Origin of the sequence: Actinomadura rubteroloni (assembly GCF_002911665.1) — a bacterium.
Classification (GTDB): domain Bacteria; phylum Actinomycetota; class Actinomycetes; order Streptosporangiales; family Streptosporangiaceae; genus Spirillospora; species Spirillospora rubteroloni.
Genome location: NZ_MTBP01000001.1, coordinates 2,212,327 through 2,237,033, shown reverse-complemented (window position 1 = coordinate 2,237,033; position 24,707 = coordinate 2,212,327). Strand labels below are relative to the sequence as shown.

Genomic DNA, 24,707 nt, shown 5'->3' with positions numbered 1-24,707 from the left:
TCCTTTCTCGTCCGTGCCGGGCCACGGGTCAACCCTCTCAAAGTTCGGGGGCCCCGCGGGACCCCTCGGAGTGACCGTATCGCCGACGGCCCCCGCCGGGGCGCGGATCCCGCCCACCCTGTCGCCGACCGGCCGCCGCTCAAGTACGGTGCTTCCATGTCCGAAATCGTGTACCCGCCGGTGATCAAGACAGCGCTCGCCCTGTTCAAGGCGCTGAACATCAGGTTCCGCCTGGAGGGGACCGAGCACGTCCCGGCGGCTGGCGGCGCGGTGCTGGTGAGCAACCACGTCAGCTACCTGGACTTCATCTTCGCGGGCCTCGCCGTCCACCCCGCCGGGCGCCTCACCCGGTTCATGGCGAAGAAGGAGGTCTTCGACAACCGGATCTCCGGACCGCTCATGCGGGGCATGCACCACATCCCGGTCGACCGGGACGCGGGCGCCGCGTCGTACAAGGCCGCGCTCACCGCGCTGAAGGGCGGCGAGATCGTCGGCGTGTTCGCCGAGGCGACGATCAGCCGGTCGTTCACGGTCAAGGAGATCAAGAGCGGGGCGGTGCGGATGGCCGTCGCCGCGGACGTCCCGCTGCTGCCCATCGCGATCTGGGGCCCGCAGCGCATGTGGACGAAGGGGCGCAAGCGGCGGCTGCTCCAGCGGAACGTCCCCGTCACGATCCTCATCGGCGAGCCGATGTACCCCAAGCGCGGCGACGACTACGCGCAGGTCACCGCCGACCTCCAGGCCCGGATGGGCGAGCTGCTGGAGAAGGCGCAGCGGGAGTACCCTGAGGAGCCGACCGGTGACGATCGGTGGTGGCAGCCCGCCTATCTCGGCGGCACCGCCCCGACGCCCGAGGAGGCGGCCGAACTGGACCGCAAGGAGTCCGAGGAGCGCGCCGCCCGCCGTGCCGCGCGCGCCGACGCCGAACGCCGCGAGGGTGATGCCGCCTGAGCGGGGCGGGCATGGCTAAATCGGTGGACGACCCGGCCGCCTCGACTCGATCATCGAACCCATGACCGAACGCCCGCGGGAGTTCCTGCACCTGGTGGAGGCGCCCGAGGTCGCGACGGCCTCCGGCGCCGACCTGACGCTTCCCGTGATCCTCAGCGTGGACGACACCTGCTCGCCCGCCGACGTGATGGGGATGCTGTCGATGCGGCCGTTCGCGTCCGGCGACCAGCCGTGGTCGCGGTCGGCGCGGATCGAGCACGTCCGGGCCGACGCGCCGCTGCGTCCGGAGTCGGCGCGGGTGCTGCGCTCGGCGCGCGACCGCGACCGCGACACCGTCCTCGCCGAGGGCGAGGGCTGGACGCTGCTGGCGAGCCGCTGGAAGCACGGCAACGCGCACGTCGCGGTGTCCGCGGAGAGCGAGGAGCTGGCCGAGGCGATCCTGGCCGAGTCCGTCCGGGACGCCAGCGACCCGCCGCGCACCGACGAGCAGAACGTCGAGATGGGCTTCTGGCACATGGGCGCGCACGGGCCGGTGCGCACCGAGCGGGCCATCAGCGCCGACTCGTGGGCGCAGATCCGCCGCAACTACACCGCGCCCGTCGCCTCGGCGCTGGACGACGTCATGGCGCTGCGCCGCGAGGACGTCGCGGGCCGGCTGCTGCTCCTGCACGGCCCGCCCGGCACCGGCAAGACGACGGCGCTGCGGGCGCTCGCGCGGGCGTGGAGCGGCTGGTGCCAGGCCGACTGCGTCCTGGACCCCGAGTCGCTGTTCGGCACGCCGAGCTACCTCATGGAGGTCGCGGTCGGCGAGGACGACGACGAGGAGCGCCGCTGGCGGCTGCTCATCCTGGAGGACTGCGACGAGCTGATCCGCGGCGAGGCCAAGCAGTCGACCGGGCAGGGCCTGTCGCGGCTGCTGAACCTCACCGACGGGATGCTCGGGCAGGGCCGGGACGTCCTGGTGGCCATCACGACCAACGAGGACCTGGCGCGGCTGCACCCGGCGGTCGTCCGTCCGGGCCGGTGCCTGGCGCAGATCGAGGTCGGGCCGCTCACCCGGGCCGAGTCGCTGGACTGGCTGGACGACGCCGTCCCCGATCCGGACATCGCGGCCGACGGCGCGACGCTGGCCGAGCTGGCGGCGCTGCGCAAGGGCGAGCACCGGCCGAAGCCCGAGACGCCGGCGGGTGCGGCGACGGGCTTCTACCTGTAGTCACTTCGCGGCGGCCTGCCAGAGGCACGCGTAGGCGTGCCGGAGGCTCGGCAGGTCGTGCGCGGGGTGCGGGAACGGGACGCGCAGGTCGAACGGCTCGGGCGCGTCCGGGGACGGGATCGAGCAGCGCAGCCAGAGGCCGAGCCGGTCCAGGCCGAGCGGGCGGACGTCGGGCGCGGGCTCGCCGAGTTCCGGCAGCAGGCGGCGCAGTTCGGCGCGGTGGCAGCCGTCCAGGTGCGCGAGCACGCCCGCCTCGATGGCGGCGAACGGGTCCGGGCCGGCCTGGGCGAAATCCTCGGGTTCGACGGTCGCGCTGCCCCAGGGGTCGTCGACCTCGATCTGGGCGACGTCCAGGGTGAGCAGGACGTGGTCGCCGCCGTCCGTGCGCGCGAGGTCGAGCAGTTCGGGACGCGGGTGGAGGCGGGCGAGGCGGAGGGCCGCGTCCCGGCGGGCGGCGGGCGGGACCTCGCTGATCCAGCCGTGCAGCCAGGCCCGTCCGCGCACCCGGTCGGGGAACGGCACCGGCGCGACGTCGGAGATCCGCAGCGTGGCGGGCAGGTCCGCGTTCCCGACGAGCGCGGTCGCGACGGGCGACGCGGCGGGCAGGAGCAGCAGGGGCGCGCCGTCCTTGCCCGCGGCGTGCGCGGGAATCGGCGCGTACGGGACGCCGGGCGTGACGAGGACGCCGCCCGCCACCCCGTAGGCGAGGGTGCGCGCGCGTTCGGCGGGGGACGGCCCGCTCACGGTCCGCTGCTGGTCCACGGAATCCTCCCATTGAGTTAGGGTGACCTAAGTTAGGCTTACCTAACCACCGAAGGAGGACCATGAACAACCCCCGGCCGAAGGTCCGGCTGTCGCGCGCGCTCGGGATCCCCCTGACGCCGAAGAGCGTGCGGTACTTCGAGGCGCGGCCGTACCCGCCCGGCGTCCACGGGCGCGCGCGCAAGCAGGAGTCGGACTACAAGGTGCGGCTGCGCGAGAAGCAGCGGCTCCGGGCGCAGTACAACATCCGCGAGACGCAGCTCCGCAACGCCTTCGACAAGGCGTCCCGGTCCGGGGGCAAGACGGGCGAGGCTCTGCTGGTGGACCTGGAACGGCGCCTGGACGCCCTGGTCCTGCGCTCCGGGTTCGCGCGGACGATCTACCAGGCGCGGCAGTTCGTCGTCCACCGCCACGTGCTGGTGAACGGGCGCCGCGTGGACCGTCCGTCCTTCCGCCTCGCCCCCGGCGACGTCATCACGATCGCCGAGCGAAGCCGGAACATGGATCCGTTCCAGATCGCCGCCGCCGGCGCGCACGCCGACAACGTCCCGCCTTACCTGGACGTCCGCGTCGACGCCCTGACGGCCCACTTCACACGACTCCCCGAACGCACCGAGATTCCGGTCGTCTGCGACGAGCAGCTGGTCGTGGAGCACTACTCGCGCTAGAACCCCGCCCGCCCCGCGCGCCGGGCAACGGCACGCGCACTCGCTGTAGGCGGTGGCGTGCCGGGCGCGATGCCCGGCTGGACACGCGCGGCGCGGCGCGGCGCGGGCAGCGCGGGCGGCGTGACGGGCGTGGGCTGGGCAGCGCGCGGGTGGGCGGGCCGGTGGGGGTGGACGGGTCAGAGGAGGCTGCGGGAGGCGAGGACAATGCCGTCCTCGTCGCTGTAGAGCCAGTCGCCGGGGCGGAACTCCACGGTGCCGAACTCGACCGGCACGTCCACCGCGCCCGCGCCGTCCTTGGCGCTCTTGCGCGGGTTGGAGCCCAGTGCCTTGATGCCCAGGTCCAGGGTGCGCAGGGTCGCCACGTCGCGCACGACGCCGTTGATCACCACACCGGCCCAGGCGTTCGCCACCGCCGCCGCCGCGATCAGGTCGCCCATGAGGGCCGAGCCCGTCGAGGCGGCGCCGTCCACGACGAGGACGCGGCCCTCGCCCGGGGTGTTCAGGAGCTTCTTCACGAGACCGTTGTCGCGGAAGCAGCGGACGGTCGCGACCGGGCCGGCGAACGCGGTGCGCGCGCCGAACTGGCGGAACTGAGTTTCGCAGCTCCGCAGTTCGTCGCCGAAGTCGTCGATGAGGTCAGCGGTGGCGAAGGAGGTCATGACGGCAGCCTACCGATCGGTAACCGGCTATCCGCCGGGGGTGGGCGGGACGCCCTGCCACACGGTCAGGTCGAACGCGAGGTAGGCGGACGGCTTGTCGCCCGTCCCGCGCACCTCGACCAGCCCGACGAGCCCGCTCTCGGTCGTCACGCAGATCCTCTTGCCCTTGACGAGGTAGTCGTCGCCGAGGTAGTCGGCGTAGCGGGTGTTGTCGCGGCACGCCTCGTAGCCGCCGGGCTGGCCGGGCGCGAGCACCGACAGCCGGTCGCCCCACAGGGTGCCGTCGTAGCGCAGGTCCTCGCCGCCGCGGGACGCCTTCGGGTGCTTCGGGTCGTCGCTCAGGTTGATCGCGTAGCCGCTGGCCAGGTTGACGTTCGCGTAGTGCCCGAGCTGCGCGCCGACGCCGCCGGGCGCGGGCCTGGACGGGCCGCCGAGGTCGGGTCCGGCAGTCTGCGTCGCGGTGGACGACTCGTGCGCGGCGGGCAGGGACTCCGGCGGACGGTGCGCGGCGGCGCCCGGCGCGTCCCGCTCCCACGGCCGCAGGACGACCAGCGCCGCCGCGAGCACCACGATCACGACGCCCGCCGCCGCGAGCGCGAGCAGCAGCAGCCGCACGGCCGGGACGGGCGCGGCGGCCGGCACCGGCGCCCCGGCGGGCGGCACCGGCACGGGATCGAACCCCGGCCCGCTCGTCGGCGGCCCCATCGGACGCGGCGGCTCGGCCGAGTAGGCGGGGAGCCGGCGCGTGACGTCCTCGGGGAGCCAGCCCGCGCCGGGCGGGTCGGTGCCGACCTCCAGGGCGTCGAGGACGTCGCGCGGCGTCGGACGGTCCGCCGGGTCCTTGGCGAGGCAGCGTTCGACCAGGTCGCGCAGGCCGTCGGGGCAGCCGTCCAGCACCGGCTCCTCGTGGACGACCCGGAACAGCACCGCCTCGGCCGGCCCCTCGCCGAACGGCGTCCGCCCGGTCGCCGCGAACAGCACGACGCCCGCCAGCGCGAACATGTCGACCGCCGGGGTGGACGGCCGCCCGAGCGCCTGCTCGGGCGCCATGTACTGCGGCGATCCGATCCGCATGCCGGTGCGGGTGAGCGGGGTCGTGTCGGCGGCGCGGGCGATGCCGAAGTCGATGACGCGCGGCCCGTCGGGCGCCAGCAGCACGTTGGACGGCTTCAGGTCCCGGTGCACCACCCCCGCCGCGTGGACGGCCTGGAGCGCCTCGGCGACCCCGGCGAACACCGCCCGGACCGTCGCCTCCGGCAGCGGGCCGAGTTCCACGACCGTCTGCGCCAGCGACGGCCCCGGCACGTGCGCGGTCGCCAGCCACGGCTGCGGGCCGTCGGCGTGCGCGTCGATGACGGGCGCGGTGTAGAAGCTCTGCACCCGCTGCGCGGCGGCGATCTCCTGCTGGAAGCGGCGCCGGAACTCGGGGTCCTCGGCGAACTCGGGCCGCACGACCTTGATCGCGAGCTTGCGCCCGCTCTGCGTCGTGGCGAGGTAGACGCGGCCCATCCCGCCCGCGCCGATGCGGGCGAGGACGCGGTACCCGCCGATGAGCGGCGGATCGTCCGGGGTGCGGGGCTCATACACCGGAACGGGCGCTGGCATAGGGCCTCCAAGGGGGTGCGGCCCCCTGTTTCTACTAAAAACCACGGCTTCGCGCACGAAATGCGGCCGTGCTGTGACCCGGGCGATCCGTCAAGACGCGGCCAACATCCGTTCCGGACTGCCTGTTCGCCCCGGGTCCGCCGCCCGCACCGAACGTACGCTGGAGGACGGACGCCCGTCCGGACCGCGGACGGCCGACTCCGGCGGAAGCGCGCGGCATCGAGCGCGCCGTAGGCGAGCGGGAGGCACAGTGGGCGAGCAGGGCGGGGCGAGTGTCGAGGGCGAGCGGTTGCGGCGGCTGTCGGACGAGCACAGCGCGCACAACTACCACCCGCTGCCGATCGTGGTCGCGGAGGCGGACGGGGCGTTCGTCACGGACGTGGACGGGCGGCGGTATCTCGACATGCTGTCGGCGTACTCGGCCGTCAACTTCGGGCACCGCAACCCGCGGCTCGTGGCCGCCGCCGAGCGGCAGCTCGGGCGGGTGACGCTGGTCAGCCGCGCGTTCGACCACGACCAGTTCGGGCCGTTCTGCGCGGAGCTGGCCGAGCTGTGCGGCAAGGACATGGTGCTGCCGATGAACACCGGCGCCGAGGCGGTGGAGACGGCGCTGAAGACGGCCCGCAAGTGGGGGTACGAGGTCAAGGGCGTCCCGGCGGACCAGGCGAACATCGTGACGTTCGTCGGCAACTTCCACGGCCGGACGACGACGATCGTCAGCTTCTCCACCGACCCGGTCGCCAAGGCGTCCTACGGGCCGTACACGCCGGGGTTCCGGACGGTCCCGTACGGCGACGCGGACGCGCTGCGCGAGGCGATGGACGCGAACACCGTCGGCGTGCTGGTCGAGCCGATCCAGGGCGAGGCGGGGGTGCTGGTGCCGCCGCCGGGCTACCTGCGGGCCGTGCGGGACCTGTGCGACGAGCACGGCGCGCTGATGATCGCCGACGAGGTGCAGACCGGGCTCGGCCGGACCGGCGCGACGTTCGCGTGCGAGCACGAGGACGTGGTGCCGGACGTGTACGTCCTCGGCAAGGCGCTCGGCGGCGGGATCGTCCCGGTGTCGGCGGTGGTGGCCGACACCGGCGTCCTCGGGGTCTACAAGCCGGGCGAGCACGGCTCGACGTTCGGCGGCAACCCGATGGCCTGCGCGATCGCCCGCGAGGTCATCGCGATGCTGCGGACCGGGGAGTTCCAGGCGCGGTCCCGCGACCTCGGCGCGCACCTGCACGGACGGCTCGGCGCGCTGGACCTGGAGATGGTCCGGGAGGTGCGCGGGCGCGGGCTGTGGGCGGGCATCGAGCTGAACGGGCTGGCGCGGCCGGTCAGCGAGCGGCTGATGGAGCTGGGCGTGCTGGCGAAGGAGACGCACGACACGACGCTGCGCCTCGCGCCGCCGCTCGTCGTGGAGCGCGACGATCTCGACTGGGCGCTGGACCAGTTGGAGGCCGCGCTGAAGGCCTGACCTGCGGGGAAGAGCCGGGGGGCGGCCGGCTGTTCCAAGGGTGTGCCGCAAATTGTCCGACCTCGTCGGTATAAACTAGTCTAAACAGATCAATCCAAACCGACGACGAGGACGGTGGCCCGCGTGGGCCGACCCCTGACCCCCCTGGCGCTCACGGTGCTGCGCATGCTGTGCGACCGCCCCATGCACCCGTACGAGATGCAGCAGCAGATCCGCGACTACCACTACGACGCCGCCGTGAAGATCACGCACGGCGCGCTGTACCACTGGGTGGAGCGGCTGGCCGCCGCCGGGCTCATCGAGCCCGTCGAGACGAACCGCGAGGGGCGGCGGCCCGAACGCACGGTCTACGCCGTCACGACGTCGGGACGCGACGCGGCGCAGCTCCGCATGGCCGAGCTGCTCTCGCGCCCGAACCCCGAGTACCCGCTGTTCGGGACGGCGCTCGCCTTCGTCAACCTCCTGCCCGAGAGCGAGGTGGCCGCCCTGCTGCGGCGCCGCGTCATCGCGCTGGAGGCGGCGCTGGCGGGTCACCTCACCGTGCAGGAGGCGCACGACAAGCGCGGGCTGGAGCGTTACAAGGTCCTCGACCACGAGCTGACGATCGCCCAGCTCCTCACCGAGCTGGAGTTCTGCCGCGCGCTCGCCGACGACCTGGAGAACGACCGCCTCACCTTCAGGGACGCCGACGCGTCCCGCTCCCCCGAACCTCCCTCCACCGAGGAGTCCTGTTGACCAGATGGCGCGGAAACCCGTGGGCGATCCTCATCACCCTGTCCCTCGGGTTCTTCATGACGCTGCTCGACCTGACGATCGTGAACATCGCGATCCCGAGCATGACCGACAAGCTGCACGCGTCCCTGGACGAGATCCTGTGGGTGACCAACGCCTACACGCTCGTCCTCGCGGTGCTGCTGATCACCGCGGGCCGCCTCGGCGACCTGCTCGGCAAGAAGAACCTCTTCGTCGCCGGCGTCGCGCTGTTCACGCTCGCCAGCCTGGCCTGCGGGATCTCGCAGGACCCGACGCAGCTCATCATCGCCCGCGCCGTGCAGGGCCTCGGCGCCGCGATGCTGATGCCGCAGACGATGTCGCTCATCATCGCGACGTTCCCGCCGGAGAAGCGCGGCACGGCGCTCGGCGTCTGGGGCGGCGTCGCGGGCATCTCCACCATCGCCGGGCCGACGATCGGCGGCCTGCTGGTCAGCGCGCTGGACTGGCGGTGGATCTTCTTCGTCAACCTGCCCATCGGGATCATCGTGCTCGTGATGGCGCTGCCGATCCTGCCCGCGCACATCAAGGGCGCGAAGCACCGGTTCGACATCACCGGGGTCGTGCTCGCGAGCGCCACCCTGTTCTGCCTGGTGTTCGGCCTGACCGAGGGCCAGAAGTACGACTGGAACACCTGGATCTGGGCACTGATCGGCGCGTCCGTCGTGCTGCTCGCGCTGTTCCTCGTCCAGCAGAAGATGCGCCAGGACCGCGACCCGCTGATGCCGTTCGTGCTGTTCGCCGACCGCAACTTCTCGATCCTCAGCGCCATCGGCGCGATCGTCTCGATCGGCATGCTCGGGATCTTCCTGCCGCTGACGTTCTACTTCCAGTCCGCGCAGGGGCACAGCGCGCTGGAGGCCGGGCTGATCATGGCGCCGTCCTCGGTCGTGTCGATGTTCCTCGCGCCGCTGGCCGGACGGCTCTCCGACCGCGTCGGCGGACGGTTCATCCTGCTCGGCGGGCTCACGCTGTACGGGCTCGGGATGCTGTGGGTCGTGCTCATCGCCAGGACCGACACGTCGTGGGTGGCGTTCATGCCGCCGTTCGTCCTCGCGGGCATCGGCATCGGCGGCGTGTTCGCGCCGATGGCGACCGAGGCGACGCGGAACGTCCCGCCGATGCTGGCGGGCGCCGCGTCCGGCGTGAACAACACGATCCGGCAGATCGGGTCCGTGGTCGGCGGCGCCGCCGTCGGCGCGCTGCTCCAGAACCAGCTCGCGTCGTCGCTGCGGGACGAGGCCGTCAAGCGGTCCACCGCGCTGCCCCCGCAGTACCGCGCCGGGTTCGTGGACGGCTTCGCGAACGCGGGCAAGGGCGGGCTGGAGGTCGGAACGTCCCAGCAGACGACCGCTCCCCCGGCCGGGGTGCCGCAGTCGGTCGTGCACCAGCTCCACGAGCTGGGCGGCCAGGTCTTCACCCACGGCCTGGTGGACGCGATGAAGCCGACGATGCTCATGCCGATCCTGCTGATCTTCGTCGGCGCGGCGGCGTGCCTCGGCGTCAAGCGCTACCGCGCCCCGGCGCAGCAGACCGCGCAGGCGCCCGAGCCCGCGTCCCACAAGGGCTGACACGTCGAAGGGCCCCGGCCGCGACGCCGGGGCCTCAGCGGCGGGTGAGCCAGGAGCCGGACGGGTGCTTGGCCGGGACGAGCAGCGGCGCCGCCACGACCGCGAGGACCCCGGCCGCCATGTAGACGTACCCGGCCGCGTTCCCGAGGATCAGCAGGTCCCCCTCGGAGCGCTGCGCGGACAGCACGAGCGTCACCACCAGCCAGGCGGTGCCGGGGACGATCGCGCCCGCCCGGGACCCCATCCCCCGGCCCGCCAGGTAGGCGACGGCGAACACGGCCGCCGCCGCGAGCAGCGCCGGGGCGACCGCCGGCGTGAACGGCCAGAGCTGCACGGCCGCGCCGAACACGCCCACGACCGCGCCCAGCAGGGCCAGGACGGCGTAGGCCGCGCCGGTCACCATCGCGTCCAGCGGCCGGTCCCCGCGCCGGGGGGCCGCCGGAGCCTCATCGTCGATCCGCACGCCCGTCAGGGTAGCGACCCGGAGGCGTGCGTCCGGTCGTCCGGCGCGTCGGCCGCCGGCGCGGCGAGCAGGTCGGTCTCGCGGCCGGACGGCGGCTTGCCGGGGCCCGGCTCGCCCTCCAGCAGGATGTAGTACTCGGTGCCGAACGCCTGCTGCCCGAGGTTGTTGGACAGCGCGAAGAACGGTCCCGCGTCGTCCGGCGCGACCGTGATCTGCGTGCGGTGGGCGCGCAGCGCGGCGAGCTTGGCGGGCAGATGCGCGCGGGCGTCCACGGCGGTGGTGACGTCGTCGTCGGGGACGCCCGAGCCCAGCTCGTCCAGGCCCGCGACGCGCGCGAACGGCAGCTCGGCCTCCCGCATGACGGCGATGGCGCGGGCGAGGACCGTCCGCGGCGTCGCGTACGCGTACAGCTTCGGCGTCCGCCACGGCTCGCCGCCGCGCGTGAACGCGGGGTCGGCGGCGAGGCCGAACGCCCGCCGCGTCACCCGGTGCGCCTGGATGTGGTCGGGGTGGCCGTAGTTGCCGCGCTCGTCGTAGGTGACGATCGCCTGCGGCCGGACCTCGCGGATCACGGCGGCCAGCTCCCCGGCGGCCTCCTCGACGTCCGCCCGCCAGAAGCAGCGCGGGTCGTCGTTGGACGGCGCGCCCATCATCCCCGAGTCGCGCCACCGGCCCGGCCCGCCGAGATAGCGGTGGTCGGCGACGCCGAGCACCGCGCACGCCCGCGCCAGCTCGTCGACGCGGTGCTCGCCGAGCCGGTCCTCCCGGTCCGCCGCCAGATGCCGCAGCTCGGGCGGGATGACCTCGCCCTCCTCGCCCAGCGTGCAGGTGACCAGGTGGACGCGGGCGCCCTGCGCCGCGTACTTGGCGATGGTCGCCCCGGTCCCGATGGACTCGTCGTCCGGATGGGCGTGGACGAACAGGATGCGCGGCTCGGTCATAGGACCCGAGGGTACTCAGGGCGTGGGCACGGCATGCGAGCCGCCCTTACGGCGTGCCCTCGGCGCCGGTCCCGCCGCCGGCACCGCCACCACCCGTCCCGCCGCCGGCGCCGCCGCCCGAACCACCGCCCGTGCCGCCGCCGGACCCGCCGCCCGACCCGCCGTCGCCGGGGGGCGTCGGGGTGGTCGCCGGGGTCGTCGGCTCGGTCGGCGTGGGGGTCGTGGGCGGCGCAGACGTCGGCGGGCGCGTGGTCGGCGCGTGCGTCGTCGGGGCCGACGTGCGCGGCCGGGTGACCGTCGGTTCCGGCTCCTCCGACTGGCCGCCGCTGTCCTCGGTGGACGGCGACGCCGACGGCGAGCCCGACGGGTCGCCGCCCGGCCCGTTGTTCCCGCCCGACTTGGCCAGCGCGACGCCGATCACGACCGCGAGCAGCAGCACGAACAGCACCGCGCCGACGACGGCCCAGCGCGCCCCGCCGCCGCCGTCGCGGTCCCGGCCGCGGTCCGCGCGGCGCGGCCCGGCGCCGTAGCCGGGCGCGGGCGGGAGCGTTCCGGTGAAATCCTGCGGCGCGACGCCGCCCGGCCCGGCCGGACGCGTCTCCTGCGCCGACGGCTGCCGCATCGTGGCGCCGCCCGCGAGCTGCGAGCCCTCGGCCAGCAGCGCGGTCGCCTGCGCCGGGTCGTCCATGCGGGTCTGGCCGGGCTGGCCGCCCTGCCCGCCGCCGATCATGCCCATCATGAGCTGCTGCCCGCCCGGCCGCCGTCCCGGCTCCTTGACCAGGCACGACGCGAGCAGCCCGTGCAGGTCGTCGGGGACGCCGTCCAGCAGCGGCGGCTCGTGCATCACCCGGTTGATGACCGCGACGACCGTGTCCTCGCCGAACGGCGGACGGCCCGTCGCGGCGAACACCATCGTCGCCGCCCACGCCCACACGTCCACGGCCTCGGTGAGCCGCTGCCCGGCGACCTGCTCGGGCGCCATGTAGGACGGCGTCCCGATCGCCTTGGTAGCCGACGTCTGCCCGACGTCCAGGGCGCGGGCGATGCCGAAGTCGATGACGCGCGGCCCGTCCGGCGCCATGATCACGTTGTGCGGCTTGAAGTCGCGGTGGACGATGCCCGCCTGGTGGATCGCGACGAGCGCGGTCGCCGTCCCGATCGCGAGCCGCTCCAGCCCCGCGCCGGTCAGCGGCCCCTGCTCGGTGATCTGCTTGTAGAGGGACGGCCCCGGAACGTACTCGCTCGCGATGTACGGCTGGTCGCCCGCGACGTCGGCCTCCAGCACCTGCGCGGTGCAGAACCGCGCGACCTGCTTGGCGGCCTGCGCCTCGCGGACGAACCGGTTGCGCGCCTCGGCGTCGCCGGCCAGGTCGGCGCGCAGCAGCTTGATCGCGGCCTTGCCCCCGGACCCGTCCACGCCCAGGTAGACGACGCCCTGCCCGCCCTCGCCGAGCCGTTCCAGCACCTCGTACGACCCCAGCCTCCGGGGGTCTCCCGGCTGAAGCACAGGCATGGGCTCTCCTTCTCCGTGTCACAGCGGGGGGCGGCGCGTCCATCGCGGGAGATCCCGAGCCTACCGAGCGCACGGGACGTCCGGGCCGGTTCCCGGTCCCGATTCGCCCCGGCCCCGGCACCCCGGTGCGCATCCGCCCCGAGAACCGGGCAGACTCGGTTCATGAGCATCAGCTATCCCCGGCAGAGCGCCCGCACGCGACGGTTCACGCTCGGCGTCCCGCGCGCGTTCCAGCTCGCGCCGGACGGGTCCCGCGCGGCCTTCCTGCGCACCCGGGCCGGCGACGACCCGGTCACCTGCCTGTGGACGCTGGATCCCGCGACCGGCGCCGAGACGCTGGTCGCCGACCCGGCCGCGCTGGACCTGCCCGGCGAGGCGGACCTGCCCGCCGAGGAGCGCGCCCGCCGCGAGCGCGCCCGCGAGCAGGCGGGCGGCATCGTCGGGTACTCGGCCGACCGGGAGCTGCGGATCGCGGTGTTCACGCTGGCCGGGAAGCTGTTCGTCGCCGACCTCGCCGCCGGGACGGTCCGCGCGCTGCCCGCCGCCGAGCCGGTGTTCGACCCCCGTCCGGATCCGGCCGGACGGCACGTGGCGTACGTGTCGGGCCGGGCGCTGCGCGTCATCGGCGTGGACGGCGCCGACGACCGCGCGCTCGCCGCGCCCGAGAGCGACCAGATCTCCTACGGCCTCGCCGAGTTCATCGCCGCCGAGGAGATGGGCCGGTTCCGGGGCTTCTGGTGGTCCCCCGACGGCGCGGCGCTGCTCGCGGCCCGCGTGGACGAGACGCCCGTCGCGCGCTGGCACATCGCCGACCCCGCCAACCCCGACCAGCCCGCGACCGAGGTCGCCTATCCCGCCGCCGGGACGCCGAACGCGATCGTGTCGCTCGTGCTCGTCACGCTGGAGGGGCGCCGGATCAGCGTCGCGTGGGACCGGGGCCAGTACCCCTACGTCGTCACCGCGCTGTGGGACCGGCACGGCCCCGCGATCGTCGTGCAGCCGCGCGACCAGCGCAGCCAGCGCGCCCTGCGGGTGGACGCGCTGAGCGGCGAGACGGCCCTGCTGCACACCGAGCACGACCCGCACTGGTCGGAGATCGTCCCGGGCGTCCCGGCGCGCACGCCGGGCGGGGAGCTGGTGTGGATCACCGAGGACCGCGCGGCCGACACGCGGCGGCTCACGGTCGGCGGAAAGGCCGTCACGCCGCCGGGGCTCCAGGTGCGCGGTGTGCTCGGCGTGGACCGCGACGAGATCCTGTTCACCGCGTCCGAGGACCCGACGGAGATCCACGTCTGGGAGTACCGGCCGGACACCCTCACGAAGATCACCGAGGGGCGCGGCGTGTTCTCGGCCGTGCGGTCGGGCGGGGTCACGGTCGTCAGCGGGTCCCGGCTGGACGGCGACGGAACCGAGATCGAGGTGCGCGGGCCGGACGGCGTCCGCCCGGTCGCCTCGCACGCGCAGACGCCCGTGCTGACGCCGCGCGTCGAGCTGATCGCCGCCGGGGACCGGGACCTGCGCACCGCCGTCGTCCTGCCCACCGGGTGGGAGCCGTCGGACGGGCGGCTGCCGGTCGTCCTTGACCCCTACGGCGGGCCGCACGCGCAGCGCGTCCTCGCCACGCGGCGCGCCTACCTGGAGTCGCAGTGGCTCGCCGACCAGGGGTTCGCCGTCGTCATCACCGACGGGCGCGGCACGCCCGGACGCGGGCCGGCGTTCGAGCGGGCCGTCCAGGGCGACTTCGTCACGCCCGTCCTGGACGACCAGATCGCCGGGATGATGGAGGCCGCGCGCCGCCACCCCGGCGCGCTCGACCTGGACCGCGTCGGCATCCGGGGCTGGTCGTTCGGCGGCTGGCTCGCGGCGCTGGCCGTCCTCGCGCGGCCGGACGTGTTCCACGCGGGCGTCGCGGGCGCGCCGGTCACCGACTGGCGGCTGTACGACACCCACTACACCGAGCGGTATCTCGGGCATCCGGACGAGGAGCCCGAGACGTACGCCGTCCAGTCCCTCATCGACCGCGCGCCCGACCTCGAGCGCCCGCTGATGCTGATCCACGGGCTCGCCGACGACAACGTGGTCGTGGCCCACACGCTGCGGCTCTCCTCGGCGCTGCTCGCGGCGGGCCGTCCGCACACCGTGCTGCCGCTGTCGGGCGTCACCCACATGACGCCGCAGGAGGTCGTCGCCGAGAATCTGCTGCACGTCCAGACCGAGTTCCTGCGCAGCAATCTCGGCTAGGCGATTCGGACGGTCCGCGGCCCGCGATCGGGTCCGGCCGGGATGCGCGGCGGCGAGCCGAGACGCTAAAGTCGGAGCGGAGCGATGATCCACTCCGCTCGCCGAGCCGGGCCGCCCGCGGCCCGCCGCCGCCCGGCGCGGACCCGCCCGCGGGCCGGGCCCGGCCCGCCGTCCGTGCGCCACTCGCCGACAGTCCGGAAACCATCTGTGAGCACGCTCAGCCGCCAGCCGCACTCCGTCCCGCCGGTGCCCGGCCACGGCCGCCCGGCACGGTCGTCGGGGTCGGGACCGGGCGCCGAGGGCACCCTGGACCTGCTGCTCATCGGCGACGACCCGTCCGACGTGTTCCTGGTCGAGCGGATGCTCGCCGAGAGCGGCCTGGACGCGCGGCTGTCGGTCGCCCGCGACCTCGACGGCGCCCGCGGCCGGCTCACCCGCCGCACCCAGTGCATCATCGTGGACCTGTCCGCGCCCGACATCGACCGGATCGAGGCGCTGCGGGACGTCATCGCGCTGTCGGGGTCCACCGCCGTCGTCGTGCTCACCGCGCTGGACGACGACGACCTCGGCGTCCGCGCCGTCGCGACCGGCGCCGCCGACTACCTCGTCAAGCAGGAGGTGGACGGCCCGCTCCTCGCCCGCGCCATCCGCTACGCCATCGAGCGCAAACGCGCCGAGGACACCGAGCGGCGGCTGGTCGAGGCGCGCATCCTCGGCCGGGAGAACGCCCGGCTGGAACGCGGGCTGCTGCCCGTCCCGCTCATCGACGACCCCCGCCTGCGCCACCACACGCGGTACCGGCCGGGCCGCCGCCGCGCGCTGCTCGGCGGCGACTTCTACGACACCGTCCAGACCGAGGACGGCACCGTCCACCTCATGATCGGCGACGTGTGCGGGCACGGCCCCGACGAGGCGGCGCTCGGCGTCCAGCTCCGCATGGCGTGGCGGACGCTCGTCCTCGCCGGGCACACCGGGGAGCGGCTGCTCGGCATCCTCGACACCGTCCTCGGCCACGAGCGGCGCAGCGACGAGATCTTCACGACGCTCTGCATGATCACGATCGCGCCGGACCGCCGCACCGCGCGGCTGCACCTGGCCGGGCACCCGGCGCCGCTGCTGTTCGGGACGGGCGCCGCCGCGCTCCCCGACGACTCGCTCGGCCCCGCGCTCGGCCTGATCCCCGGCGCCGAGTGGCCGGGCACCGACGTCGAGCTGGGCGACGCCTGGACGCTCATGCTCTACACCGACGGCCTCATCGAAGGCCGCGTCGGGCGGGGCCCGGAACGGCTCGGCACCGACGGGCTCGTCCGGCTGGCGCGCGGCGCCCACCGCCGGGGCGCGGCCGGACGCGCGCTGATCGACGCGCTCGTCGCCGAGGTCGAGGAGCTGAACGGGGACGCGCTCACCGACGACCTCGCAGTTCTCCTGCTCTCCCACGATGTGACCAGGACGTGACCCCGCAGTCGCGCTTGCCCCGACCAACCGACCCCGACCGACCTCCCGTTTCCTGAGGCCAGTGCTAAGAACCGGGTTCCCTCTTGTCATGTGAGGTCCATCACCTCACATGACCAGGCAACTTAAGGAGAACCCCTGTGCTGCACGGGTCATAGCCGTCGGCTATCGAAACGAGTGCGCCCATGACTTGGTGTTCTCGTGCGTCGTGGACCTACCGTTCGCACCGTGGCTATAGCGATCCCCAAGGTCTACAGATCGACCGTCGGTAAGAAGGCCGTCATGGCCGTCACCGGCGCGATCCTCGTGTTCTTCCTCCTCGCGCACATGATCGGCAACCTGAAGGTCTTCCTGGGCGCCGACGACTTCGACCACTACTCCGAGTGGCTCCGGACGATGGGCGAGCCGGCCGTCCCGCACCGGACCCTCCTGACGGTCCTGGAGATCGTCCTCGTGGTCGCCGTGATCCTCCACATGTGGTCGGCGACCTCGCTGGCGCTGCGCGCCCGCCGCGCCCGCCCGGTGAAGTACCAGTCGCGCAAGAAGTCGCACGCGCAGGGCTATGCCACCCACACGATGCGCTACGGCGGAATCATCATCCTGCTGTTCATCGTCTGGCACCTCCTGGACCTCACGTTCCACGTCGTGAACCCCAAGGGCGACGGCTACACCCCCTACGAGCGCGTCGTCGCCGACTTCGACGCGTCCCGCTGGTACATCACCGTCTGGTACGTGCTCGCCGTCCTGCTCGTCGGCCTGCACCTCAACCACGGCGTGTGGAGCGCTTTCAACACCCTCGGCTGGCGCACCCCGCGCAACGACCGCACGCTGCGCGGCCTCGCGTTCACCATCGCCGGGGTGGTGGCCCTCGGGTTCATCTCCGTGCCCCTCTCTGTCACCTTCGGATGGGTGAGCTGATCATGGTCGACGCCTTCTACAAGTCCGGCGAGCCGATCGCCGACGCCAAGGCCCCGCAGGGCCCCATCGAGCAGCGGTGGACGACCCGCAAGTTCGAGGCCAAGCTCGTCAACCCCGCCAACAAGCGCAAGAAGAAGATCATCATCATCGGCACCGGGCTCGCGGGCGGCGCGGCCGGCGCCACGCTCGGCGAGGCCGGGTACCACGTCGTCCAGTTCTGCTTCCAGGACAGCCCGCGCCGCGCCCACTCCATCGCCGCGCAGGGCGGGATCAACGCCGCGAAGAACTACCGCAACGACGGCGACAGCGTCCACCGGCTGTTCTACGACACCGTCAAGGGCGGCGACTTCCGCGCCCGCGAGTCCAACGTCCACCGCCTCGCCGAGATCTCCACGCAGATCATCGACCAGTGCGTCGCGCAGGGCGTCCCGTTCGCCCGCGAGTACGGCGGCCTGCTCGACAACCGCTCCTTCGGCGGCACCCAGGTCTCCCGGACCTTCTACGCGCGCGGCCAGACGGGCCAGCAGCTCCTGCTCGGCGCCTACCAGGCCCTGATGCGCCAGGTGGACGCCGGGAACGTCGAACTGCACCCGCGCCACGAGATGCTCGACCTGATCATGGAGGACGGGCGGGCGCGCGGCGTCGTCGTCCGCAACCTGCTGACCGGTGAGATCCAGCACCACACCGCCGACGCGGTCGTCCTCGCCAGCGGCGGCTACGGGAACGTGTACTTCCTGTCCACCAACGCGATGGGCTCGAACGTCACCGCGTCCTGGCGCGCCCACCGGCACGGCGCCTACTTCGCCAACCCGTGCTACACGCAGATCCACCCGACGTGCATCCCCGTCAGCGGCGACCACCAGTCCAAGCTGACGCTGATGTCGGAGTCGCTGCGCAACGACGGCCGCGTGTGGGTGCCGAAGAAGGGCGGCGACACCCGCCGTCCCGCCGACATCCCCGAGGACGAGCGCGACTACTACCTGGAGCGCATCTACCCGTCCTTCGGCAATCTCGTCCCGCGCGACATCGCCTCGCGCGCCGCCAAGAACGTCTGCGACGAGGGACGCGGCGTCGGCCCCGGCGGGCTCGGCGTCTACCTGGACTTCGCCGACGCGATCGAGCGGCTCGGCCGCAAGACCGTCGAGGCCAAGTACGGGAACCTGTTCGAGATGTACGAGCGGATCACGGGCGAGAACCCGTACGACACGCCGATGCGCATCTACCCGGCCGTCCACTACACGATGGGCGGGCTGTGGGTGGACTACGACCTCCAGTCCAACATCCCCGGCCTGTTCGTGACCGGCGAGGCGAACTTCTCCGACCACGGCGCCAACCGGCTCGGCGCGTCCGCGCTGATGCAGGGCCTCGCCGACGGGTACTTCGTCCTGCCGACCGGCCTCGGCGACTACATCGCCCGCAACAACCTCGGCCCCGTCTCGGCGACGGCGATCGAGGAGGCCGAGACGCGCGTCACCGAGCAGATCGACCGGCTCCTCGCCATCGACGGCGACCGCACCGTCGACTCCTTCCACCGCGAACTCGGCCACATCATGTGGGAGTACTGCGGCATGGAACGTACCGAGGAGGGCCTGCGCAAGGCGCTGGAGCTGATCCCCGCGCTGCGCGCCGAGTTCTGGTCGCGCGTCAAGGTCACCGGGACCGGCGCCGAGCTGAACCAGCAGCTCGAGAAGGCCGGACGCGTCGCCGACTTCCTCGAACTCGGCGAGCTGATGGTGATCGACGCGCTGCACCGCACCGAGTCCTGCGGCGGCCACTTCCGCGCCGAGAGCCAGGACGAGGACGGCGAGGCCAAGCGCGACGACGAGAACTTCTCCTACGTCGCCGCCTGGGAGTGGGCCGGATCGGACGAGCAGCCGGTCCTCCACAAGGAAGCGCTCGAATTCGAATACGTTCACCCCACGCAGAGGTCGTACAAGTAATGAAGCTCACACTGCGGATCTGGCGGCAGAAGGGCCCGGGCGACAAGGGCGCGATGGTCGAGTACCCCGTCGACGGGATCTCGGCGGACGCGTCGTTCCTCGAAATGCTGGACGTCCTCAACGAGGAGCTGATCGCCAAGGGCGAGGAGCCCGTGGCGTTCGACCACGACTGCCGTGAGGGCATCTGCGGCATGTGCTCGCTGGTGATCAACGGGACGCCGCACGGCCCCGAGCGCAACACCACGACCTGCCAGCTCCACATGCGCAAGTTCAAGGACGGCGAGGTCATCGACGTCGAGCCGTGGCGCGCGAAGGCGTTCCCGGTCATCAAGGACCTCGTCGTGGACCGGGGCGCGTTCGACCGGATCATCAAGTCCGGCGGGTTCATCTCCGCGCCGACCGGCACCGCGCCCGAGGCGCACTCCACGCCGGTGCCCAAGCCCGACGCCGACCGCGCGTTCGAGGCGGCCGAGTGCATCGGCTGCGGCGCGTGCGTCGCGGCCTGCCCGAACGGGTCGGCGTCGCTGTTCCTCGGCGCGAAGGTGACCCACCTCGGGCTCATGCCGCAGGGCCAGCCCGAGCGCTGGGACCGCGTGGTCTCGATGCTGGAGACGCACGACGCCGAGGGCTTCGGCGGCTGCACCAACACCGGCGAGTGCACCGTGGCCTGCCCGAAGGGCATCCCGCTGGACGTCATCGGACGGCTGAACCACGACTACATCAAGGCCACCGCCGGGGGCGCAAAGAAGTAGTTACATGGACAAACCGGGCGGCCTGGCGGGGTCGCCCGGTTTTCAGCTTTCCAGGAGCGTCTCGACGCCCGCGGGGAGGCTGCCCGCGAGCGCGGCCTCCACGAGGAAGGTCTCCAGGGTGTCCTGGAAGGCGCGGGCGGCGTGGGTGAGCGAGACGTCCTTGCGGTGGGCGAGCGCGATCGTCCGCAGCAGGGACGGGTGGCCGCCGTCGCCGTCGTCGGCCTGGACGAGCGGCGTCCCGCGCAGCCCCGGCCGTCCGGCCAGCACCATGCTCGGCACCACCGCGATGCCGAGGCCCGCCTCCACGAACCGCAGCACCGCGTCCATCTCGCCGCCCTCGACGGCGAAGCGCGGCTCGAAGCCCTCCGCCCGGCACGCGCTGATCGTCGCCTCGCGCAGGTCGTAGCCGGAGCGGAACATCACCATCGGACGGTCCCGCAGGTCCGCGATCCGCAGCGTCGCGCGGCGCGGCACGCCGCGGCGCGGCAGCCGTCCGCCCGGCGGGCCGGGGGCGGAGCGCTCGCCGTCCGCCGGGGACGCCACGACGAGCCGTTCGCGCAGGATCGGCCGGGTGTCCAGCGGGGTGTCGCCGTGCAGCGGGAGGATCACCAGGGCGAGGTCGAGCAGCCCGCGCGTCAGCTCGCGCACGAGGTCGCGGGACCCGCCCTCCTCGACCAGGATCTCGATGCCGGAGTAGGCGTCGTGGAAGCGGCGCAGGACGTCCCCGAGCAGCCCCGCGCACAGCGACGGCGTCGCGCCGAGCCGCACCCGTCCGCGCCGCAGCCCCGCGAGTTCCTGCACCTCGTGCCGCGCCGTGTCGACGTCGGCGAGGATGCGCTTGGCCAGCGGCAGCAGCGCCTCCCCCGCCGGGGTCAGCGTGATGTTGCCGCGCGCCCGGCTGAACAGGGACGCGCCGAGGTCGGTCTCCAGCGCGCGGATCTGCTTGGACAGCGACGGCTGGGCGACGCGCAGCAGCTCCGCCGCCTGGGTGAAGTGGCGGACCTCGGCGACGGCCACGAAGTAGGCGAGCTGCTGGAGTTGCACCGACCCAGGTTACGGCGCGACCGAAACGCCGCCGAGCGCGGCCGGGCCGTCAGCGCGCATGGCGGCGCAGCGCCGGGAGGTCGCGGACGACGAACTTGCGCCGTCCCGTCTCGATCAGCCCGTGCCGGCGCAGCGTGCCGAGCGCCTTGCTCACGGCCTCGCGGGACGCGCCGACCCAGCCCGCCAGCTCCTCCTGCGACAGGTTGAGGTTGATGCGGACGCCGCCGCCCGCCGCCGGGTCGTCGGGGACGCCGAACCGCTCCGCCAGCTCCACGAGGCGCTGCGCGACGCGTCCGGTCGCGTCGAACATGCCGAACTCGATGCGCTTGCGGTCGGCGTCGCGGAACCGCTGGCAGAGCGTCCGCATGATGAGGACGGACGCGCCGCCGTGCGTGCGCAGGAACTCCATGAACTGCTCGCCGGTGACCGTCAGCAGCTTGACCGGCTCCAGCGCCGCGACCGTCGCCGAGCGCGCCCCGCCGTCGATCACCGCGACCTCGCCGAGCAGCGCGCCCGGCCCGCGCACCGCGAGCAGCGCCTCGCCGCCCTGCTCGCGGTCGGAGTAGGCCTTGACGTGACCGGACGTCAGCACCGCCGCCCAGGTCGAGTGCTCGCCCTCCCGGAAGATGGTCTCGCCGCGCCGGAACGCGCGGGGACGGCCGAGGCGCTGCAGGTCGTCTCGGTCGTCCGGGGACAGTTCGGCGAGGAACGATCCCTCCTCGTAGGGGGTCATGCCACCCACGCTAGAGGGCCGGGCGCCGCGTCGTGCCCGCGCGGCAATCACGAAACCATTACGCGTTCTGTGTACTTCTTCCTATTCGCGGGGGCGCGGGACGGCGACAGTGGTGCGGGTGTGCCCGCGTTCCCCCGCCGGCCCGGACCCGCCCCGCCGGGGGCGCGGCGCGGTCCCCTCCGGGGAGCGGCGGACGGACGGGCGGCGGTGTCGCGGGGGCACGGCCGCCCGTCCCGCACGTCACGCGGAGGGTGTGTCCTGGCCCTTGCGGACGATGCCGAGCTTGCTGCCGAGCCAGACGATCGGGTCGTACTTCTTGCCGACGACCCGCTCTTTCATCGGGATCAAAGCGTTGTCGGTGATTTTGATGTGCTCAGGACACACTTCGGTGCAACATTTCGTGATGTTGCAATATCCGAGCCCATGGTCGCTTTGGGCGATATTGCGGCGGTCGGCGACGTCGGCCGGGTGCATCTCCAGTTCCGCGATCCGCATGAGGAAGCGCGGCCCGGCGAACTCCGGCTTGTTCTCGTCGTGGTCGCGGATGACGTGGCAGACGTTGTTGCACAGGAAGCACTCGATGCACTTGCGGAACTCCTGCGAGCGCTGCACGTCCACCTGCTGCATCCGGATGTCGCCCGGCGCGACGTCGCCCGGGTCGAACGCCGGGATCTGCCGCGCCTTCTCGTAGTTGAACGACACGTCGGTGACCAGGTCGCGGATCACCGGGAACGTCCGGACGGGTGTGACGGTGATGGTCTCGTCCTCGGTGAACGTCGACATCCGCGTCATGCACAGCAGCCGCGGCATCCCGTTGATCTCCGCCGAGCACGACCCGCACTTGCCCGCCTTGCAGTTCCACCGGACGGCGAGGTCGGGCGCCTGCGTCTGCTGCAGCCGGTGGATGATGTCGAGGACGACCTCGCCCTCGTTCACCTCGACGGCGTAGTCGACCAGTTCGCCGTCCCCGTCGTCCCCACGCCAGACGCGGAACTTCGCCTCATAGCTCACAGTGTCTCCCGCTCGCCTACGGCGCGCTCGATGCCGCGCGCTTCCCTCGTCGCTCTGGTCGCAAGCTCCCGCCGCTCCTCAGTCCAGCGCGCGGCGCGCGCCTCCGGCTCACTCACTGGGCCTCCTCCGGGAGTTCGTCGGCGGTGAGGTACTTCTTCAGCTCGGACGTCTCGAACAGCCCGAGGAGGTCGGCGCGCATCGCGTCGAGGGGCTGGCGCCGCAGCTCGACGCGGGGGTCGGCGGCGTCGCCGGTCAGGCGGCAGACGAGGTTGACCTTCCGCCATTCCGGCGACATCGACGGGTGGTCGTCGCGGGTGTGGCCGCCGCGGCTCTCCTCGCGCTCCAGCGCGGCCTTCGCGATCGCCTCGGCGACGATCAGCATGTTCCGCAGGTCGAGCGCGAGGTGCCAGGCGGGGTGGTAGCCGCGTCCGCCGGCCCCGACGGCGACGGGCTGCACCGACACCGCGCGGACGCGTTCGCGCAGCTTCTCCAGGGCCTCGACGGCCTGCTTCAGCTCGTCCTCGCGGCGGATGATGCCGACCAGGTCGTTCATCGTCTGCTGGAGTTCGAGGTGGACGGTGTAGGGGCTCTCGCCGCCCTCGCGCTCCAGCGGGGCGAGGGCCTCGGCGGTGACGCGGGCGACCTCGTCGTCGGCGACGGCCGGACGCTCGGCGAGGCCGTCCACGTACGCGGACGCGCCGAGCCCGCAGCGCCGCCCGAACACGAGCAGGTCGGTGAGGGAGTTGCCGCCGAGCCGGTTGGAGCCGTGCATCCCGCCGGAGCACTCGCCCGCCGCGAACAGGCCGGGGACGAGCGCCGCGCCGGTGTCGGGGTCCACCTCGACGCCGCCCATGACGTAGTGGCAGGTCGGGCCGACCTCCATCGGCTCGGCGGTGATGTCGACGTCCGCCAGTTCCTTGAACTGGTGGTGCATCGCGGGGAGACGGCGGCGGATCTCCTCGGCGCCGCCGGGCATCCGGTCGACGACCGTCAGGAACACGCCGCCGTGCGGGGAGCCGCGTCCGGCCTTGACCTCGGCGTTGATCGCGCGGGCGACCTCGTCGCGGGGCAGCAGCTCGGGCGGGCGGCGGTTGTTGTCGGGGTCGTCGTACCAGCGGTCGGCCTCCTCCTCGGTGGTGGCGTACTGCGCCTTGAACACCTCGGGGATGTACTTGAACATGAACCGCTCGCCGTCGGAGTTCTTCAGGACGCCGCGGTCGCCGCGCACCGACTCGGTGACGAGGATGCCCTTCACCGACGGCGGCCAGACCATCCCGGTGGGGTGGAACTGGACGAACTCCATGTTCAGGAGCGTCGCGCCCGCGAGCAGGGCGAGGGCGTGGCCGTCGCCGGTGTACTCCCAGGAGTTGGACGTGACCTTGAACGTCTTGCCGATGCCGCCGGTCGCGAGGATCACGGCGGGGGCCTCGAACACGACGAACTTGCCGGTCTCGCGGACGTAGGCGAACGCGCCGGCGATGCGGTCGCCGTCCAGCAGCAGGCGGGTGACGGTCGTCTCGGCCCAGACCTTGATGCGGGCGTCGTAGTCGCCGTGGACGCGGTGGTCCTCCTGCTGGAGCGCGACGATCTTCTGCTGCGTCGTGCGGATCAGCTCCAGCCCGGTGCGGTCGCCGACGTGCGCGAGGCGCGGGTACTCGTGGCCGCCGAAGTTCCGCTGGCTGATCTTGCCGTCCTTGGTGCGGTCGAACAGCGCGCCCCAGTGCTCCAGCTCCCAGACGCGGTCGGGCGCCTCCTTGGCGTGCAGCTCGGCCATCCGCCAGTTGTTGAGGAATTTCCCGCCGCGCATGGTGTCGCGGAAGTGGACCTGCCAGTTGTCGTTGGGGTTCACGTTCCCCATCGAGGCAGCGGCGCCGCCCTCGGCCATGACCGTGTGCGCCTTGCCGAACAGCGATTTGGAGATGATCGCCGTCTTCTTGCCCTGGAGCCGGGCCTCGATCGCGGCGCGCAGGCCCGCGCCGCCGGCGCCGATCACCACGACGTCGTACCGGTGCCGTTCGATCTCCGTCATGTCGC

Annotated in this window: 21 protein-coding genes; 11 read left to right on the top strand and 10 right to left on the bottom strand. The window is 73.1% G+C overall.

What is annotated here, in order from left to right; translation table 11 throughout:
• The first annotated feature begins 156 nt into the window (after positions 1–156).
• Positions 157–951 carry a lysophospholipid acyltransferase family protein gene (locus tag BTM25_RS09920; RefSeq protein ID WP_103562383.1) on the top strand — a complete coding sequence of 265 codons (795 nt, stop codon included), beginning with the start codon at positions 157–159 and terminating at the stop codon, positions 949–951.
• Positions 952–1,012: 61 nt separating this feature from the next.
• A complete protein-coding gene (locus tag BTM25_RS09915) occupies positions 1,013–2,164 on the top strand; it encodes a DUF5925 domain-containing protein (RefSeq protein ID WP_103562382.1) in 1,152 nt (383 codons plus the stop codon).
• Here BTM25_RS09915 and BTM25_RS09910 read toward each other — a convergent pair whose 3' ends face one another.
• Positions 2,165–2,926 carry a DUF2470 domain-containing protein gene (locus tag BTM25_RS09910; protein WP_103562381.1) on the bottom strand — a complete coding sequence of 254 codons (762 nt, stop codon included), beginning with the start codon at positions 2,924–2,926 and terminating at the stop codon, positions 2,165–2,167. It abuts the gene before it with no gap.
• 62 nt (positions 2,927–2,988) lie between these two features.
• Between BTM25_RS09910 and rpsD the strand changes: the two genes are divergently transcribed.
• Positions 2,989–3,594, top strand: coding sequence for a 30S ribosomal protein S4 (gene rpsD, locus BTM25_RS09905; RefSeq protein ID WP_103562380.1), 606 nt, complete (start codon positions 2,989–2,991; stop codon positions 3,592–3,594).
• A 176-nt stretch (positions 3,595–3,770) separates the two neighbouring features.
• Here the strand turns inward: rpsD and rraA are convergent, their stop codons facing one another.
• Both rraA and BTM25_RS09895 read right to left on the bottom strand, forming a co-directional pair.
• Positions 3,771–4,253: a ribonuclease E activity regulator RraA gene (gene rraA / locus BTM25_RS09900; protein ID WP_103562379.1), complete on the bottom strand. Its 483-nt coding sequence runs from the start codon at positions 4,251–4,253 to the stop codon at positions 3,771–3,773.
• Positions 4,254–4,280: 27 nt separating this feature from the next.
• Positions 4,281–5,858, bottom strand: a complete 1,578-nt coding sequence (locus BTM25_RS09895) for a serine/threonine-protein kinase (RefSeq protein ID WP_235828320.1) — start codon at positions 5,856–5,858, stop codon at positions 4,281–4,283.
• Positions 5,859–6,108: 250 nt separating this feature from the next.
• Between BTM25_RS09895 and rocD the strand changes: the two genes are divergently transcribed.
• From rocD to BTM25_RS09880, 3 genes are all read left to right on the top strand, one after another.
• Positions 6,109–7,323, top strand: a complete 1,215-nt coding sequence (gene rocD, locus BTM25_RS09890) for an ornithine--oxo-acid transaminase (RefSeq protein ID WP_205648016.1) — start codon at positions 6,109–6,111, stop codon at positions 7,321–7,323.
• A gap of 123 nt (positions 7,324–7,446) precedes the next feature.
• Positions 7,447–8,058 (top strand): PadR family transcriptional regulator, encoded by a 612-nt coding sequence (locus BTM25_RS09885; RefSeq protein WP_103562377.1) that lies wholly within the window; start codon positions 7,447–7,449, stop codon positions 8,056–8,058.
• A complete protein-coding gene (locus BTM25_RS09880; RefSeq protein WP_103562376.1) occupies positions 8,055–9,665 on the top strand; it encodes an MFS transporter in 1,611 nt (536 codons plus the stop codon). Before BTM25_RS09885 ends, BTM25_RS09880 begins: the two co-directional genes overlap by 4 nt.
• 34 nt (positions 9,666–9,699) lie before the next feature.
• On the opposite strand, the gene BTM25_RS09875 is transcribed toward BTM25_RS09880, so the two are convergent.
• Genes BTM25_RS09875 through BTM25_RS09865 form a run of 3 tightly spaced genes read right to left on the bottom strand, consistent with a single transcriptional unit; the run spans position 9,700 to position 12,582 of the window.
• Positions 9,700–10,128, bottom strand: a complete 429-nt coding sequence (locus BTM25_RS09875) for a DUF6113 family protein (protein ID WP_103562375.1) — start codon at positions 10,126–10,128, stop codon at positions 9,700–9,702.
• A gap of 5 nt (positions 10,129–10,133) precedes the next feature.
• Positions 10,134–11,069: an N-acetyl-1-D-myo-inositol-2-amino-2-deoxy-alpha-D-glucopyranoside deacetylase gene (gene mshB / locus BTM25_RS09870; protein ID WP_103562374.1), complete on the bottom strand. Its 936-nt coding sequence runs from the start codon at positions 11,067–11,069 to the stop codon at positions 10,134–10,136.
• Positions 11,070–11,115: 46 nt separating this feature from the next.
• Entirely contained in the window at positions 11,116–12,582 is a 1,467-nt protein-coding gene (locus BTM25_RS09865) for a serine/threonine-protein kinase (protein WP_103562373.1), read from the bottom strand.
• A 162-nt stretch (positions 12,583–12,744) separates the two neighbouring features.
• Between BTM25_RS09865 and BTM25_RS09860 the strand changes: the two genes are divergently transcribed.
• From BTM25_RS09860 to BTM25_RS09840, 5 genes are all read left to right on the top strand, one after another.
• Positions 12,745–14,823, top strand: a complete 2,079-nt coding sequence (locus tag BTM25_RS09860) for a S9 family peptidase (protein ID WP_103562372.1) — start codon at positions 12,745–12,747, stop codon at positions 14,821–14,823.
• 207 nt (positions 14,824–15,030) lie between these two features.
• Complete coding sequence (locus BTM25_RS09855; RefSeq protein ID WP_103562371.1) at positions 15,031–16,278, top strand: PP2C family protein-serine/threonine phosphatase; 1,248 nt, start codon at positions 15,031–15,033, stop codon at positions 16,276–16,278.
• Positions 16,279–16,503: 225 nt separating this feature from the next.
• On the top strand, positions 16,504–17,193 hold the full coding sequence (locus BTM25_RS09850) for a succinate dehydrogenase cytochrome b subunit (RefSeq protein WP_103562370.1): 690 nt from the start codon (positions 16,504–16,506) through the stop codon (positions 17,191–17,193).
• Positions 17,194–17,195: 2 nt separating this feature from the next.
• The gene (locus BTM25_RS09845; protein ID WP_103562369.1) at positions 17,196–19,133 is read left to right on the top strand and encodes a fumarate reductase/succinate dehydrogenase flavoprotein subunit; all 1,938 of its coding nucleotides are present in this window, start codon (positions 17,196–17,198) and stop codon (positions 19,131–19,133) included.
• Positions 19,133–19,885, top strand: coding sequence for a succinate dehydrogenase/fumarate reductase iron-sulfur subunit (locus BTM25_RS09840; RefSeq protein WP_103562368.1), 753 nt, complete (start codon positions 19,133–19,135; stop codon positions 19,883–19,885). The genes BTM25_RS09845 and BTM25_RS09840 overlap by 1 nt, the downstream gene beginning before the upstream one ends.
• A 42-nt stretch (positions 19,886–19,927) precedes the next feature.
• Here BTM25_RS09840 and BTM25_RS09835 read toward each other — a convergent pair whose 3' ends face one another.
• The 4 genes from BTM25_RS09835 to BTM25_RS09820 form a co-directional block, all read right to left on the bottom strand.
• The gene (locus BTM25_RS09835) at positions 19,928–20,929 is read right to left on the bottom strand and encodes a LysR family transcriptional regulator (RefSeq protein ID WP_103562367.1); all 1,002 of its coding nucleotides are present in this window, start codon (positions 20,927–20,929) and stop codon (positions 19,928–19,930) included.
• A 49-nt stretch (positions 20,930–20,978) separates the two neighbouring features.
• Positions 20,979–21,662 (bottom strand): Crp/Fnr family transcriptional regulator, encoded by a 684-nt coding sequence (locus BTM25_RS09830; protein ID WP_103562366.1) that lies wholly within the window; start codon positions 21,660–21,662, stop codon positions 20,979–20,981.
• A gap of 240 nt (positions 21,663–21,902) precedes the next feature.
• Positions 21,903–22,673 carry a succinate dehydrogenase/fumarate reductase iron-sulfur subunit gene (locus BTM25_RS09825; protein ID WP_103562365.1) on the bottom strand — a complete coding sequence of 257 codons (771 nt, stop codon included), beginning with the start codon at positions 22,671–22,673 and terminating at the stop codon, positions 21,903–21,905.
• Positions 22,674–22,785: 112 nt separating this feature from the next.
• The gene (locus tag BTM25_RS09820) at positions 22,786–24,702 is read right to left on the bottom strand and encodes a fumarate reductase/succinate dehydrogenase flavoprotein subunit (protein WP_103562364.1); all 1,917 of its coding nucleotides are present in this window, start codon (positions 24,700–24,702) and stop codon (positions 22,786–22,788) included.
• Between the last annotated feature and the right edge of the window lie 5 nt (positions 24,703–24,707).

Excerpts from the sequence above, each read along its gene's own strand:
- BTM25_RS09920 (WP_103562383.1), top strand. The coding sequence starts at position 157 with ATGTCCGAAATCGTGTACCCGCCGGTGATCAAGACAGCGCTCGCCCTG.
- BTM25_RS09915 (WP_103562382.1), top strand. The coding sequence starts at position 1,013 with ATGACCGAACGCCCGCGGGAGTTCCTGCACCTGGTGGAGGCGCCCGAG.
- rpsD (WP_103562380.1), top strand. The coding sequence starts at position 2,989 with ATGAACAACCCCCGGCCGAAGGTCCGGCTGTCGCGCGCGCTCGGGATC.
- rraA (WP_103562379.1), bottom strand. The coding sequence starts at position 4,253 with ATGACCTCCTTCGCCACCGCTGACCTCATCGACGACTTCGGCGACGAA.
- BTM25_RS09895 (WP_235828320.1), bottom strand. The coding sequence starts at position 5,858 with ATGCCAGCGCCCGTTCCGGTGTATGAGCCCCGCACCCCGGACGATCCG.
- mshB (WP_103562374.1), bottom strand. The coding sequence starts at position 11,069 with ATGACCGAGCCGCGCATCCTGTTCGTCCACGCCCATCCGGACGACGAG.
- BTM25_RS09865 (WP_103562373.1), bottom strand. The coding sequence starts at position 12,582 with ATGCCTGTGCTTCAGCCGGGAGACCCCCGGAGGCTGGGGTCGTACGAG.
- BTM25_RS09860 (WP_103562372.1), top strand. The coding sequence starts at position 12,745 with ATGAGCATCAGCTATCCCCGGCAGAGCGCCCGCACGCGACGGTTCACG.
- BTM25_RS09845 (WP_103562369.1), top strand. The coding sequence starts at position 17,196 with ATGGTCGACGCCTTCTACAAGTCCGGCGAGCCGATCGCCGACGCCAAG.
- BTM25_RS09840 (WP_103562368.1), top strand. The coding sequence starts at position 19,133 with ATGAAGCTCACACTGCGGATCTGGCGGCAGAAGGGCCCGGGCGACAAG.
- BTM25_RS09830 (WP_103562366.1), bottom strand. The coding sequence starts at position 21,662 with ATGACCCCCTACGAGGAGGGATCGTTCCTCGCCGAACTGTCCCCGGAC.
- BTM25_RS09820 (WP_103562364.1), bottom strand. The coding sequence starts at position 24,702 with ATGACGGAGATCGAACGGCACCGGTACGACGTCGTGGTGATCGGCGCC.